The sequence below is a fragment of the Bradyrhizobium sp. th-b2 genome (assembly GCF_000426785.1).
GTDB classification, from domain to species: Bacteria; Pseudomonadota; Alphaproteobacteria; order Rhizobiales; family Xanthobacteraceae; genus Bradyrhizobium; species Bradyrhizobium septentrionale.
In genome coordinates this window covers 31,564-46,080 of record NZ_AUGA01000027.1, presented here as the reverse complement: position 1 = coordinate 46,080, position 14,517 = coordinate 31,564, and the positions used below count along the sequence as shown (strand labels likewise).

General features: G+C 65.1%; 12 protein-coding genes. 2 read left to right on the top strand and 10 right to left on the bottom strand.

Going from position 1 to position 14,517, the window contains the following annotated elements; translation table 11 throughout:
• Positions 1–112: 112 nt before the first annotated feature.
• The 10 genes from K359_RS0128870 to rimP all read right to left on the bottom strand — a co-directional run bounded on the left by K359_RS0128870 (position 113) and on the right by rimP (position 11,969).
• Positions 113–565, bottom strand: coding sequence for a GNAT family N-acetyltransferase (locus tag K359_RS0128870; RefSeq protein WP_029082443.1), 453 nt, complete (start codon positions 563–565; stop codon positions 113–115).
• A 126-nt stretch (positions 566–691) separates the two neighbouring features.
• On the bottom strand, positions 692–1,426 hold the full coding sequence (locus K359_RS0128865) for a superoxide dismutase (protein WP_029082442.1): 735 nt from the start codon (positions 1,424–1,426) through the stop codon (positions 692–694).
• Between the two features lie 201 nt (positions 1,427–1,627).
• Positions 1,628–3,784 (bottom strand): polyribonucleotide nucleotidyltransferase, encoded by a 2,157-nt coding sequence (gene pnp / locus K359_RS0128860; protein WP_029082441.1) that lies wholly within the window; start codon positions 3,782–3,784, stop codon positions 1,628–1,630.
• A gap of 317 nt (positions 3,785–4,101) precedes the next feature.
• Positions 4,102–4,371 carry a 30S ribosomal protein S15 gene (gene rpsO / locus K359_RS0128855; RefSeq protein WP_016844725.1) on the bottom strand — a complete coding sequence of 90 codons (270 nt, stop codon included), beginning with the start codon at positions 4,369–4,371 and terminating at the stop codon, positions 4,102–4,104.
• Positions 4,372–4,373: 2 nt separating this feature from the next.
• Entirely contained in the window at positions 4,374–5,483 is a 1,110-nt protein-coding gene (gene truB, locus K359_RS0128850) for a tRNA pseudouridine(55) synthase TruB (RefSeq protein ID WP_029082440.1), read from the bottom strand.
• Positions 5,483–5,893: a 30S ribosome-binding factor RbfA gene (gene rbfA, locus K359_RS0128845; protein WP_029082439.1), complete on the bottom strand. Its 411-nt coding sequence runs from the start codon at positions 5,891–5,893 to the stop codon at positions 5,483–5,485. Before rbfA ends, truB begins: the two co-directional genes overlap by 1 nt.
• A gap of 174 nt (positions 5,894–6,067) precedes the next feature.
• Positions 6,068–8,761 (bottom strand): translation initiation factor IF-2, encoded by a 2,694-nt coding sequence (gene infB, locus K359_RS0128840; RefSeq protein ID WP_029082438.1) that lies wholly within the window; start codon positions 8,759–8,761, stop codon positions 6,068–6,070.
• A 106-nt stretch (positions 8,762–8,867) separates the two neighbouring features.
• A complete protein-coding gene (locus K359_RS0128835) occupies positions 8,868–9,554 on the bottom strand; it encodes an RNA-binding protein (RefSeq protein ID WP_029082437.1) in 687 nt (228 codons plus the stop codon).
• A gap of 15 nt (positions 9,555–9,569) precedes the next feature.
• On the bottom strand, positions 9,570–11,189 hold the full coding sequence (gene nusA, locus K359_RS0128830) for a transcription termination factor NusA (RefSeq protein ID WP_029082436.1): 1,620 nt from the start codon (positions 11,187–11,189) through the stop codon (positions 9,570–9,572).
• A gap of 3 nt (positions 11,190–11,192) precedes the next feature.
• The gene (rimP, locus tag K359_RS0128825) at positions 11,193–11,969 is read right to left on the bottom strand and encodes a ribosome maturation factor RimP (protein WP_029082435.1); all 777 of its coding nucleotides are present in this window, start codon (positions 11,967–11,969) and stop codon (positions 11,193–11,195) included.
• Positions 11,970–12,316: 347 nt separating this feature from the next.
• Here rimP and K359_RS0128820 point away from each other — a divergent pair, with 347 nt between their 5' ends.
• The gene (locus K359_RS0128820; RefSeq protein ID WP_029082434.1) at positions 12,317–13,387 is read left to right on the top strand and encodes a DUF2336 domain-containing protein; all 1,071 of its coding nucleotides are present in this window, start codon (positions 12,317–12,319) and stop codon (positions 13,385–13,387) included.
• 239 nt (positions 13,388–13,626) lie between these two features.
• The gene (locus K359_RS0128815) at positions 13,627–14,469 is read left to right on the top strand and encodes a phytanoyl-CoA dioxygenase family protein (protein WP_029082433.1); all 843 of its coding nucleotides are present in this window, start codon (positions 13,627–13,629) and stop codon (positions 14,467–14,469) included.
• The last annotated feature ends 48 nt before the right edge of the window (positions 14,470–14,517 follow it).

The following is a 14,517-nucleotide window of genomic DNA, read 5'->3' as shown; positions in this document are numbered from 1 at the left end:
CTTTCTTCGGCGTGGACGAGCAGTGCCTGTTCATCGCGCGCCTCGCGCAAATTGGCAACGCAAGACGCATGAGACAAAACGCGCGTGAGTCTGGATCGATTGCCTTGGGCGCCTATCGCTTCTTCCACCGATAGTGCTTCATCATGAAACCGGTCACCGGATTGGGTGCTTCCTTCTCGAACACAAAGCCCTCGCGCTCGTACCAGCGCCAGGCCTTGTCGTTCTCGCGGACGCATTTCAGCCAGATCTCGTCGGGCAATTGCTCACGGGCGAAGGCGAGCAAATGGCGCCCCAGGCTGCAGCCTTGATGGCTTGGCGCGACCATCAGCTGGTCAAGCAGCAAGGTCGGCAGATGCAGTGCCAGCATCGCGGCGATCCCGCCGCGATCGTCGGCGACGAACAGGCTCCAGCCATTGTCGATCTCGCGGCGCAGGCGCGCGCGCAGATCGCTCAACAGGCTATCGCTCCGTGGTGTGAGCCCGGTCGAGGTCCAGCTCTCCATCCAGATGCGCGCGATCTCGTCATATTCGCCGGGGCGGCCGGGCCGGATGGTCGGCAGCGTCATCGTCGGTTTCTCCGGGCGCATAGCCTGGTCTTCCCAAGAAAGAAGGCCCCACAAGAAAGCCCCGCGAGCGTCTCGCGGGGCTTTCAAATCTAGCGCGGCCGCTTGTGGCTAGCGAGCCTTACCGGCTCATACCCCGAGCGTGCCGGCCTTTGCTGCCGCATAGCGCTCGGCCACGGCCTTCCAATTCACCGTGTTCCACCACGCCTTGAGGTAATCGGGCCGGCGGTTCTGATAGGTCAGATAATAGGCGTGCTCCCAGACATCGTTGCCGAGCAGCGCGCGCTTGCCGTCTATGATCGGGTTGTCCTGGTTCGGCCGCGTCTCGATCGCGAGCTTGCCGTCCCTGGTCACGGTAACGAACACCCAGCCGGAGCCGAACACGCGCCCACCCGCGGCATTGAAATCGGTCTGGAATTTCTCCATGCCGCCGAGGTCGCGGTCGATCGCGGCGAGCACTTCGCCGTCAGCCTTGCCGCCGTTCGGTCCCATGATCTGCCAGAACATCGTGTGGTTGGCGTGGCCGCCCATGTTGTTGCGGACACCGGTGCGGATCGCGTCCGGCACATTGCCGAGATTGGCGAGCACGTCGGTGAGCGGTTTCTCCGCGATCTGCGGATTGTCCTTGGCGAAATTGTTGAGGTTGGTGACGTAGGCCTGATGATGCCGGTCGTGATGGATTTCCATCGTCCTGGCGTCGATATGCGGCTCCAGCGCATTGGTCGGGTAGGTCAGCGGATCGATCTTGAACGGCCCGCTGGGCGCCTGCGCCGCGGCCTGTGCGAAGGCTGTGCGCGACGAGGCGGCGGCCGCGGCGATGCCGGTCGCTGCGATGATCAGATGGCGTCGGGACATCAAGGACATCGTGGTTCTCCGTGCTGGGAAGGCGCCTGATATTAGGCGCAAGTTGTGAACGGGTTCCAGCAATGCCGGTCACAATGCCGGGTCAAAACCGCGCATTGCGATCAGCGGAGATTGATTTGCGTCCGACCTCTACAAACTAAAAAGGGCGGCCACCGGGCCGCCCTTTTCGTCACAGTCGATTTGGTAACAATTTGCCTTGGCTTACTCGCCGGCAGCTTCGCGCGGCGCCGGTGCGTCGGGCTTCTGCTTGGCTTCGAGGTCCTCGCCGGTCTCCTGGTCGACCGCCTTCATCGACAGGCGGGTCTTGCCGCGGTCGTCGAAGCCGAGCAGCTTGACCTTGACCTTGTCGCCTTCCTTGACGACGTCCGAGGTCTTCTGCACGCGGCTGGCCGCGAGCTGGCTGATGTGGACGAGGCCGTCCTTGGCGCCGAAGAAGTTCACGAACGCACCGAACTCCATCACCTTGACGACGGTGCCCTCGTAGATCTGGCCGATCTCCGGATCGGAGGCGATCGACTTGATCCACTTGATCGCAGCCTTCATCGCCTCGCCGTCGTTGGAGGCGACCTTCACGGTGCCGTCGTCCTCGATGTTGACCTTGGCGCCGGTCTTCTCGACGATCTCGCGGATCACCTTGCCGCCGGTGCCGATCACTTCGCGGATCTTGTCGGTGGCGATCTTGAAGGTCTCGATGCGCGGTGCGTATTCGCCGAGCTCGGCGCGCGCCGCGGTCAAGGCCTTGGCCATCTCGCCGAGGATGTGGATGCGCCCTTCCTTGGCCTGGCCAAGCGCAACCTTCATGATCTCCTCGGTGATGCCCTCGATCTTGATGTCCATCTGCAGCGAGGTGATGCCCTGGTCGGTGCCGGCGACCTTGAAGTCCATGTCGCCGAGATGATCCTCGTCACCGAGGATGTCCGACAGCACCGCGAAGCGCTGACCTTCGAGGATCAGGCCCATGGCGATACCGGCCGTCGGCCGCTTCAGCGGCACGCCGGCATCCATCAGCGACAGCGAAGCGCCGCAGACCGAAGCCATCGAGGACGAGCCGTTCGATTCGGTGATCTCGGAGACCACGCGGATCGTGTACGGGAACTCGTGGTGCGGCGGCAGCACCGGGTGGATCGCGCGCCAGGCGAGCTTGCCGTGGCCGATCTCGCGGCGCTTGGTGCCGCCGAGGCGACCGGTTTCACCGACCGAGTAGGGCGGGAAGTTGTAGTGCAGCAGGAACGTTTCCTTGTAGGTCCCCGACAGCGCGTCGATGTACTGCTCGTCCTCGCCGGTGCCGAGCGTGGTCACGACCACGGCCTGGGTCTCACCGCGGGTGAACAGCGCCGAGCCGTGGGCGCGCGGCAGCACGCCGGCTTCGGCGATGATGTTGCGCACGGTCTTGGCGTCGCGGCCGTCGATGCGCTTGCCGGTGTCGAGGATGTTCCAGCGGACGATCTTGGCTTCCAGTTCCTTGAAGACGCCGGCGACGCGGAGCTTGTCGTATTTCGGCTCCTGGCCTTCCGGGAAGAAGTGCGCCAGCACCTTCTCCTTGACGGCGCCAACCGCGGCATAGCGTTCCTGCTTGACCGGGATCGCATAGGCCTTGCGCAGCTCCTGCTCGGCAATGCCGAGCATTTCCTTCTCGATCTCCGAATTGTCGATCGTGGTGACTTCGCGCGGCTCCTTGGCGGCCTTCTCGGCGAGCTCGATGATCGCGTTGATCACCGGCTGGAAGTGGCGGTGGCCGAACATGACCGCGCCGAGCATCACGTCTTCGTTGAGCTCCTTGGCTTCCGATTCCACCATCAGCACGGCGTCGGCGGTGCCGGCGACGACCAGGTCGAGCTGGGTCTCGGTCATCTCGTCGAGCGTCGGGTTGAGCACGTATTCGTCATTGGCGAAGCCGACGCGTGCGGCGCCGATCGGGCCCTTGAACGGCGCGCCCGACAGCGTCAGGGCGGCGGAGGCAGCCACCAGCGATACGATGTCCGGATCGTTCTCCATGTCGTGCGACAGGACGGTGACGATCACCTGGGTCTCGTTGCGCCAGCCGTCGACGAACAGCGGACGGATCGGGCGGTCGATCAGGCGGGAGACCAGCGTCTCCTTTTCGGTCGGACGGCCCTCGCGCTTGAAATAGCCGCCGGGAATGCGGCCTGCGGCGTAGGTCTTCTCCTGGTAGTCGACGGTGAGCGGCAGGAAGTCGACGCCTTCGCGCGGCGACTTCGCCGCGACGACGGTGGCGAGCACCACGGTCTCGCCGTAGGTCGCCAACACGGCGCCGTCGGCCTGGCGGGCGATCTTGCCGGTTTCTAGTTTAAGGGGACGTCCACCCCAGTCGATCTCGACGGAATGCGAATTGAACATTTCGGTTTTCTTTCATGGTTTCACGAAAGCACGGCGCCCTGAAACACAAAGACCATGCCAAGACGGCGAGACACTGATGCGCTGTCGCGACCAGTATCCGGCGATCCTGCCATGGTCCCTGGATTTCGGATGGCGTCCATCCTTTCGGTCATCTGGGCATCTTGCCCGGTCCAGCGGCCGGATTGCTGCTGAACGCTAGTGTGCATGGCGCGATTGCCATGCTGGTGCGCATGATCATCTTTCGACAATTCGAAAGCCCGAGTTCACGGACGATCATGCGAAAACGCGCGCGAACCCCGCGCGCGTGCTTCTCAAAATCAACGACGGATGTTGTGCTTCTCAAGCAGCGCCTTGTAGCGCGCCTCGTCCTTGCGCTTGATGTAGTCGAGCAGGGAGCGACGCGTCGACACGAGCTTCAGGAGGCCGCGGCGTGAATGGTTGTCCTTCACATGGCTCTTGAAGTGCTCGGTGAGGTTATTGATGCGTTCCGACAGGATCGCGACCTGAACCTCGGGCGAGCCGGTGTCGCCGGCTTTGTTGGCATTCGTCTTGATGACTTCCGCTTTGCGTTCCGCGGTAATCGACATCGTCAGTTACTTTCATTGTTGCGAGCCGGACTGGCGGTCAGTCCGTTCAGGTTGAACACGCGCTTGGGGATGAGTTCGCCATTGCCAATTTCGGCAAGCGCGAGAAGTCGGCCTGCCACCGTGACATAGACTGTGCCGCTAGTATTGGGCGCATCCCGTCCGCGCAACAAAACGGCCTGGCCCCTGTGGAGCCTTGCCGCATCAGCCCGTGTGACGGCCAGTGCCGGGATGTCGTCCAGCGCGGTCTCAACGGGCAAAAGCGCGTCGGCGAGGCTGCCCTCGCCAGACGCGGCTCTATTGCACAAAGCCTCCAACTGTTCCAGCGGAATCATGTCCGCTTCGGTAAACGGACCGACCAGGGTCCGCCGCAGCGCGCAGATATGGCCGAAACAGCCCAGAATCCGGCCCATATCGCGGGCCAGGGCCCGGACATAGGTTCCCTTGCCGCACTCGGCCTCGAACACGGACTGGCCGTTATCTCCATGTTCCACAAGGGTTAATTCGTGAATCTCGACCGGGCGGGGCTTCAGGTCCACGGTCTCGCCGTCGCGCGCCAGATCATAGGCGCGCTCGCCCTGCACCTTGATCGCCGAATATTGCGGCGGGATCTGCTCGATCACCCCGGTGAAGCGCGGCAGCAGGTTCCGGATCGAATCGGCAGTCGGCCGGCTCTCGCTGGTCCTGACGGCTCGTCCCTCGGTGTCGTCGGTGTCGCGTTCCTCGCCCCAGCACACCGTGAAGCGGTAGCGCTTGCGGCCGTCCATCACGAACGGCACGGTCTTGGTGGCCTCGCCGAGCGCGATCGGCAGCCCGCCGGAGGCGAGCGGGTCGAGCGTGCCGGCATGGCCGGCGCGCTTGGCCTGGAACAGGCGCTTGAGCACGGCGACCGCCTGGGTCGAGGTCATGCCGATCGGCTTGTCGAGCACCACCCAGCCATGGACGTCGCGCTTGTCGCGGCGCGGCTGCTGGTTCTGCTTGCCCTGCCTCTGGCGCGGGTCGTTGTTGGTGCGGCGCGGCTCGTCGCTGCGCTGCCCGGCAAAACCATCCCGCTCAGCGTCGCGCGCGTCGGAATCCTTCGCGTCGGCAACGCTGTTGGTCGTCATCACAGTCATCACTCGTCGTCCGAATCGGGTGCAAGGTCTCGCTGCACCGCAGGTGTTCGCAATAGTTTCTCGATGCGTTCCGCCTCGTCGAACCGCTCATCGACGCGGAAGCGAATGTCGGGTGAAAATTTCAGGTTGACGCGATGCGCGATCTCGCCGCGCAGGAACTTCTTGTTGCGCTCGAGCGCGGCGATCACCGTGTCGGTGTCGCGGCCGCCGAGCGGCATCACGTAGATCGTCGCGAGCTTCAGATCCGGCGACATTCGCACCTCGGGAACGGTGATGATGTGGCCTTCGAGATCGGGATCGTGAACCTCACCCTGCGACAGAATCTCGGCAACCGCATGGCGAACCGTTTCGCCGACGCGCAGTTGACGTTGTGAGCCGCCGGGGCTGGAACTCTTCTTTTGACGGGGCATGACCTTCTTCCAAAACCGTCGCGCCCGCAGGCCGTGGCCGCGGGCATCAATGTCTTAGCTTTGCTTTCAATCAGACAATGCGCGGGTGGCCGGACTAAAGTCCGGCCACGTCGTCGCATTTTCAGTTAAATGGACCCAACGCTTAGTAAGATCTGCGCTTCGTAAGATTTGGACTTACAGAGAGCGCTGGATCGTCTCGACGCGGTAACATTCGATCACGTCGCCGACACGCATGTCGCCGTAGTTCTCGAACGCCATGCCACATTCCTGGCCGGCGACCACTTCCTTCACTTCATCCTTGAAGCGCTTCAGCGTCGACAGTTTGCCTTCGTGCACCACGACGTTGTCGCGGATCAGGCGCACATTGGCGCCGCGTTCCACGGTGCCGTCGGTGACGCGGCAACCTGCGACCTTGCCGACCTTGGAAATGTTGAACACTTCCAGGATCTGCGCGTTGCCCAGCATGGTTTCGCGCAGCGTGGGCGCGAGCAGGCCGGACATCGCCTTTTTGATGTCATCCACGAGGTCGTAGATGATGTTGTAGTAGCGGATCTCGATGCCGTTGCGCTTGGCCGCGGCCGCCGCTTCCTTGTTGGCGCGGACCGAGAAGCCGATGATCGCGGCGTTGAAGCCTTCCGCCAGCGTGACGTCGGACTCCGAGATGCCGCCGACGCCGGCATGCAGGATGCGGGCGGCGACTTCGTCGGTGCCGAGCTTTTCCAGCGAGCCCAGGATCGCTTCCAGCGAGCCCTGCACGTCGGCCTTGACGATCAGCGGGAACTCCTTGCGGCCCGCGGTCTTGAGCTGCGACATCATCTGCTCGAGCGAGCCGCGCATGCCGGAGATCGAGGCCGCCGCATTCTCGCGCTTCTGGTGCGCGCGATAGCTCGTGACCTGGCGGGCGCGGGCTTCGTTCTCGACAACGGCGAGACGGTCGCCGGCTTCCGGCGGCCCGTTGAAGCCGAGCACCTCGACCGGCACGGACGGCCCGGCCTCGTCGAGATTCTCGCCCTGGTCGGAGATCAGTGCGCGGACGCGGCCCATTTCGGCGCCGGCCACGATGATGTCGCCGATGCGCAGCGTGCCGCGCTGCACCAGCACGGTTGCGACCGGACCACGGCCGCGATCGAGCTTGGCTTCGATCACGGTGCCTTCCGCCGGACGCTCCGAATTGGTCTTCAGGTCGAGGATTTCGGCCTGCAGCGCGATCATCTCGAGCAGACGGTCGAGATTGGTCTTGTTCTTGGCCGAGACCTCGACGTCGACGACGTCGCCGCCGAGCGATTCGACCTGCACTTCATATTGCAGCAACTCGGTGCGGACGCGCTCGGGCCGTGCATCGGGCTTGTCGATCTTGTTGATCGCCACGATCATCGGCACCTTGGCCGCCTTGGCGTGGTTGATCGCCTCGATCGTCTGCGGCATCACGCCGTCATCGGCGGCGACCACCAGCACGACGATGTCGGTGACCTTGGCGCCGCGGGCGCGCATCGCGGTGAACGCGGCGTGGCCGGGCGTATCGATGAAGGTGATCTTCTTGCCGCTTTCCGGCGAAGTCACCTGATAGGCGCCGATATGCTGGGTGATGCCGCCGGCTTCGCCGGACACCACGTTGGCGTGGCGCAACGCATCGAGCAGCGAGGTCTTGCCGTGGTCGACGTGGCCCATGACCGTGACCACGGGCGAACGCGGCTCGGTGTCGCTGGAATCGTCGACAACGTCGAACAGGCCTTCCTCGACGTCGGAGGCAGCGACGCGCTTGACGCTGTGGCCGAGCTCCTCGGCGATCAGCTGCGCGGTGTCGGCGTCGATCACGTCGGTGATCTTGTGCATCGCGCCCTGCTTCATCAGCATGCGGATGACGTCGACTGCGCGCTCCGACATCCGGTTGGCGAGTTCCTGAATCGCGATGGCTTCCGGGATAATGACTTCGCGGATCAGCTTTTCCTTCGGCTCGTTGGACGCGTGCCCCTTCAGACGCTGGGTACGGCGGCGGAACGAGGCGATCGAGCGCTCGCGCACGTCGTCGGCGTTGAGCGCGGTGGTCAAGGTGAGGCGGCCGCGCTCCTTCTGCGGAGCGGGTTTATGGGTCGTTTTCGGCGCGGCGACCGGACGCACGGCACCGCCGGGGCGGCGCACCATGCGCGGAGCTTCGTCTTCGTCCGCCTCGGCGGCAACCGCCGGGGGCCTCGGCGCGGAGGCAGGGGTACGCGTGGTCGTCGTGGTCGCAGGGCGGCCTGCCGGTGTCCGGGCTGCCGGCGCAGAAGACGCAGGTGCGGCTGCGGCGGGCCGGGCCGGAGCTGCGGCTGGTGCCGCGCCGGGCTTGGCCTCGCCCTCGCCGAAGCGGCGCTTGGCCTCAACCTCGGCCTTGCGCTTGGCCTCTTCCTCGTGGCGGTGGCGCTCCTCTTCCGCCTTGCGGCGGGCCTCGGCGGCTTCGCGCTCCGTCTTCTCGGCAGCCTCGCGGATGGCGCGGCGCTTGGCTTCCTCTTCGGCCTGGCGGCGTTCCTCGACATCGCGCTGCCGGGCGTCGGCAAGCGCATTGGCGCGCGCGGAACGCTCGTCCTCGGTCAAGGTCGGCAGCACCACGCCGGAGCGGGTGTTACGCTGCGGCGGGGCCGCGGGGCGGCCGAGCGGTGGCTTGGCGACAGGGGGCGCCGCAGGCTTTGCAACCACGGGTTCCGGCGCATGCGCCTCGCCCGGGCCGTCGCCACCGACGCGGCGCTTGCCGCGCTTCTCGACCACGACCTGCTTGGTCCGGCCGTGGCTGAAGCTCTGGCGCACGGTGCCCGTCTCGACGCGCGGCTTCAGCGACAACGTCTTGCTCGGGACACTCAGAGTCTTGTCGCCAGGGGTCTTGGTATCAACCATTCAGCAGTCCTAATCTCGTTTCGCTGTGCGTGTGCCGCACAAATCCTTCAACGTCGTCTTTTGCTGAGCATGATCCGGTCGGAAAGACGGCGTCCGCCTTCCCGGATCACGCTCTGGAATTTCTGGCCGCTTCGGCGGTCTTGTCGTCGTCGGCCATCCGGTATCGGACCAGCATCTGGCAGCGTGACAGGAACGTCTTGCTCGCCGGGCCCGCGAGCAGCGCAGCATGTATCACATTTGACCGCCCAAGTGCCAAATCCAATTCTTCCGACGTCAAAACATTGACGACGGGGATTACCGGCGATTCACCACGTTTTTCGCCCCTTTGCCGGACGATCGCGTCCAATTTGCGGATTCCGTCCGCGGCGCCGTCCGAAGCGTGGATCAGGGCTGCAGTTTCGTTCCGGTTGAGTGCGTCCTCGACCTTGCCGAAGCCCGAAACGACCTGACCGGCCTTGGCGGCCATCGCCAGGGCCTCGGTAACGCTGCGCACCAGAAGTGCATCGGTGTCGGTGGGAAGGGTCGGCGCAACGCGGACGTCGCGCTTGAATCCCTTGCTAAATTGGTGACGACGGACCGCTTCCGCAACGCTGCGCCGCGATGCGGACACCCACAATCCGCGGCCGGGCAGCTTGCGCTTGAGGTCCGGGATCACCTCGCCGGTGGGGGCGACGACGAACCGGATCAGCTCGTCGATCGGACGCACCTCGCGGCTGACCGCGCACATCCGCGTGGTCGCGGACTTCTGCGTCCGCGGTCCATCGTCGAGATCGGGGTCAGGCTGAGCGAGCATCCGTGGGCCATCTCCTTAGGTCGCCGCTTCTGCTTCGGCGGCCTCGGCCTCCTCAGCAGCAGCAGGCTTGGCGAGGTCGGCCTCGGTGATCCAGCCGGCCTTCACGCGAGCCTGCATGATCATGGCCTCGGCCTCGTCGCGCGAGACCTCGATGCCATCGAGGAACCCGGCATGCTTGGTCGGCTCGCCGCCTTCCTTGCGCTCGGTCCAGCCGACCAGATCGTCGGTGGCGCAGCCGGCGAGGTCCTCGACGGTCTTCACGTCGTTCTCGCCGAGCTTCACCAGCATCTTCCCGGTCACGCCCGGCACGTCCTTCATGGCGTCCTCGACGCCGAGTTCCTTGCGCTTGGCTTCCAGTTCAGCCTCAAGCTGTTCCAGATATTCGCGGGCGCGGGTCTGCAACTCGGTGGCGGTCTCCTCGTCGAAACCTTCGATGCCGGCGAGTTCCTTGACGTCGACCAGCGCGAGTTCCTCGACCGAGGTGAAGCCTTCTGAAGCGAGCAGCTGGCCGACCACTTCGTCGACATTGAGCGCTTCCATGAACACGCGGGTCGAGTTCTCGAAGTCGGCCTGGCGGCGCTCCGACTCTTCCTGCTCGGTCAGGATGTCGATGTCCCAGCCGGTCAGCTGCGAGGCGAGGCGGACGTTCTGGCCGCGGCGGCCGATCGCCAGCGACAGCTGGTTGTTGGTGTCGGGAACCACGACCTCGATGCGCTCGCGGTCCTCGTCGATCACGACCTTGGCGACTTCGGCCGGCGCCAGCGCGTTGACCACGAAGGTCGCGATGTCGGGCGACCACGGGATGATGTCGATCTTCTCGCCCTGCAGCTCGTTCACCACGGCCTGCACGCGCGAGCCGCGCATGCCGACGCAGGCGCCGACCGGGTCGACCGAGGAATCGCGCGAGATCACGCCGATCTTGGCGCGCGAGCCCGGATCGCGGGCAACCGCCTTGATCTCGACGATGCCGTCATAGATTTCCGGCACTTCCTGCGCGAACAGCTTCGCCATGAACTGCGGATGGGTGCGCGACAGGAAGATCTGCGGACCGCGGGTCTCGCGGCGGACGTCGAAGATATAAGCGCGGACGCGGTCGCCGTTGCGGAACACTTCGCGTGGCAGCATCTCGTCGCGGCGCACGATCGCTTCGCCGCGGCCGAGGTCGACGATCACGCTGCCATATTCGACGCGCTTGACGATGCCGTTGACGATGTCGCCGATGCGGTCCTTGAATTCCTGGTACTGCCGGTCGCGCTCGGCCTCGCGCACCTTCTGCACGATCACCTGCTTGGCGGACTGCGCGGCGATGCGGCCATATTCCAGCGGCGGCAGCGTATCGGCGATGGTGTCGCCGACCTGGGCGCCCGGATTGGCGCGCTGCGCGTCGTGCAGCGAAATCTGGTTCGACGAGTTCTCGACGATTTCGACCACCAGCATGTGGCGGGTCAGGCGAAGTTCGCCCTTCTTGGCGTCGATCTCGGCATGGACGTCGGTCTCGCTGCCGTAGCGGGCACGCGCGGCCTTGGCGATGGCGTCTTCCATCGCCGCGATCACGATGGAGCGGTCGATCGACTTTTCGCGCGCAACTGCGTCTGCGATCTGCAGCAGTTCGAGTTTGTTGGCGCTGACTGCCATGGCTTAGTCTCCTTCGGATGGATCGATCTCGCCACGGCGCGCGCGTTCGGCGGCCAGGCGGTGCTTTTTGGTGTTGGTCGGAGCCGGCTTCGTGCCGGGCGTGTTACCAGGCTTGGGTTTCGGCTTCTGACTCTTCGCGGGATCGCTCTTCCTGGCGTGGGCCGGCTGCGGCGGCGCCAGGCCGAGCTCGCGGCGCAGTTCGCGCTCGGCGGCCTTGCCGCGGCGCATTGATTCCTCGATCAGCTCGTCGGTCAGCACCAGCCGCGCGTCAGAGATGTCTTCCATCACCAGCAAGACCTCGGCGTCCTCGCCGGGGCGCGGATCGTCGCGCTTGATGCGCACCGCATTGCCCTCGACGCCGGCGAGCAGGCCGCGGAACCGCTTGCGACCCTGATGCGCCACCGCCATCTCGATCTTCACGAGATGACCGGTGTAGCGCTCGAAGTCGGAACGGCGCACCAGCGGGCGGTCGATGCCGGGCGACGAGATCTCCAGCCGGTAGGCGCGCTCGATCGGGTCGGCGACATCGAGCACCGGCGACAGCGCGCGCGAGATCGCCTCGCAATCCTCGAGCTGTATCGTGCCGTCGGGCCGTTCCGCCATGATCTGCACCGTGCAGCCGGCGTCGCCCGAGACCTTGATGCGCACCAGGCGATAGCCCATGCCCTGCAGCACCGGGACCGCGACCGCAGCGACGCGCGCCGCGACCCCGGGCTCGACGACGAGCCGCGGCTCGGCGAGCAGTTCGGTGTCCACGGGCGTGGCGGTCGGTTCGGTCATATCCAGTGTCAAAGGCTGTCTAAGGTCTAGAGGCTGCTGAGGTCTGTTGTGTTGTTCAAATGGCCTTAAGTGGCCGCTAACGCTACCTAAACCGAACCCGGCCTCGCTGGGTCCCGTCAGGTAATAAAAAAGAGCGGGTCCCGGGGGGCCCACTCTCCTACGCGATCGTATGAGATACCATAAGTTGCGGTGGATATAGCTCTTTTGCTCGGGGCCGGCAAGGCCTCCGTTTCGGGCGGAACGCGATTTTGCCGCTCCGCGGGGGCAGATTCGACCTAACCCTCCGTTTACGAACGGGACCATAGATTGCCGAAAACCGGCAGAAGCCGCCGGTTTGGACAAGGCTCATGACGACAGCCCCTGCGCTGATCCCGGAACTCGACGACATCGTTCGCCGCGGCGACCCCAAGCGCCGCGCCGAGGCCGCACGGCGGCTCGGCGAGCTGTTCCTGCAGGGCGCCGGGAGCTTTCGCCCCGACCATATCGACCTGTTCGACGGGGTGCTGACCAGCCTGGTCCCGCATGCCGAGCTCGCGGCACGGATCGATCTCGCCGAACGGCTCGCGCCGCTCGCCAATGCGCCGCGGCACCTAGTCGGGCAACTCGCTCGTGAGGATGATGTCGCGATCGCGGGCCCGCTGCTGCGCAAGTCGCCCGTCATCGACGATCGGGTGCTGGTCGAGATCGCCAATGCCAAGGGCCAGGGTCATCTGCTTGCGATGGCCGAGCGGCCAAAGCTTTCGACCGCGCTGACCGATGTCATCATCCGTCGCGGCGATCGCGATGTGATCCGATGCGCCGCCAGCAATGCCGGCGCCGCGTTCTCCGACGATTCCTTTGCGACGCTGGTGCGTCGCGCCGGCCAGGACGGCGTGCTGACGCTGAGGATCGGACGCCGCGACGATCTTCCGCCCGAACATTTGAAGAGCCTGCTGGCCGGCTCGATCGACGTGATCCGCCGCCGGTTGCATAGCGTCGCCAAGCCGGAGCGGCAGGCCGAGATCAAGCTGGCGATGAACGAGATCGAAGGTGTGGTCGCTGAGGTCGTCGGCCGCGATTTGGCAGCCGCGCTGCGCGCGATCCTGGCGCTGCATCGCGCCGGCGAATTGAACGAGGCCGCGGTGGCAGGCTTCGCAACGGCGTTCAAATACGAGGAATGCGTGGCGGCGCTCGCCGCGATGACCGGCGTCAAGATCGTCACGCTCGACCGCCTGATCTCCGGCGATCGCTACGATCCGATCCTGATCGCCGGCAAGACGATCGGCTTCGAATGGCCGACCGTGCGCGCCCTGATCCTGATGCGGCTCGGCGCCAACCGCGTGCCGTCACCGGCAGATATCGAAGGTGCGCGGGTGAACTTCGTTCGCCTGATGCCGTCGACCGCGCAGCGCGTCGTGGATTTCTGGAAGTCGCGGTAGGCACGCCAACAAGCTCTTGATTCCGTCATCCCCGCGCAACGGCTTTGCCGTTGTCGCTGGAGGAGCGCGCTTTTGCGCGCGTCTCGAAGGATGCACGGCCACAGTCGGGCCGTCGACCTTTCGAGACGGCCGCGTTGCGGCCTCCTCAGGGTGACGGTACCAGCAAAACACCTCGCAAACACAAAGCGTTCCGCTATGCTTTCCGCAAGGCGCGACACAGTGCCAATCGGGAGATCGCCATGCTGACGGACGCCGACATCCAATCGCACGCCGCGCGGATCCGCGACGACGGATACACGGTGATCGAGCGCGCCGCCTCGCCGGAGTTGGTCGAGGGATTGAAAGCGGCGGTGCTGCGGATCGAGAGCGAGCACAATCTCGGCCCCGCCAGGACGTCGTTCGAGGGCTTCAAGACGCTGCGCATCAACAACCTCCTGACCTATGACGATCTGTTCTGGGAAGTGCCGCTGCATGAGAACGTGCTGCCGGTGGTCGAACGCGTGCTGGACAAGGAATGCCTGCTGTCGTCGTTCTGCTCGCTGGTGCTCGGTCCGGGCGAGGTGGCGCAGCCGATTCACGAAGACACCCAGTTGATCCAGCTGCCGCGGCCGCACATCCCGATCACGATCAATGCGATCTGGGCGCTGTCGGATTTCCGCGACGACAATGGCGCGACGCGGATCATTCCGCGCAGCCACAAACTCGATTCGTCGCCGGAATACGGCAAGGATTACGACGCCATCACTGCGACGATGCCCGAAGGCAGCGTGATGCTGTTCGACAGCGCGCTGTGGCACGGCGGCGGCGCCAACACCAGCGACGCCAGGCGCTTTGCGTTCTCCTGCGCTTATTGCTGGGGCTGGATGCGGCAGCAGGAAAATTTGCAGCTCGGGATTCCGCGCGAGACCGCGGCGCGCTTTCCGCGCCGCCTGCAGGAATTGTGCGGCTACAGCGTCTACAAGGGCCAGTTCGGCCACATCGACAATCACGATCCGATCGGGCTGCTCGGTCGCGAGCGCGGCAAGCGCATGGTGTGGGAGGCGACCGACGTCAGGAAGGCGCGGCTGGCTGGGCAGGGATAGCTCTTTCGTCATTCCGGGGCTCGCGTAGCGAGAACCCGGAATCTCGAG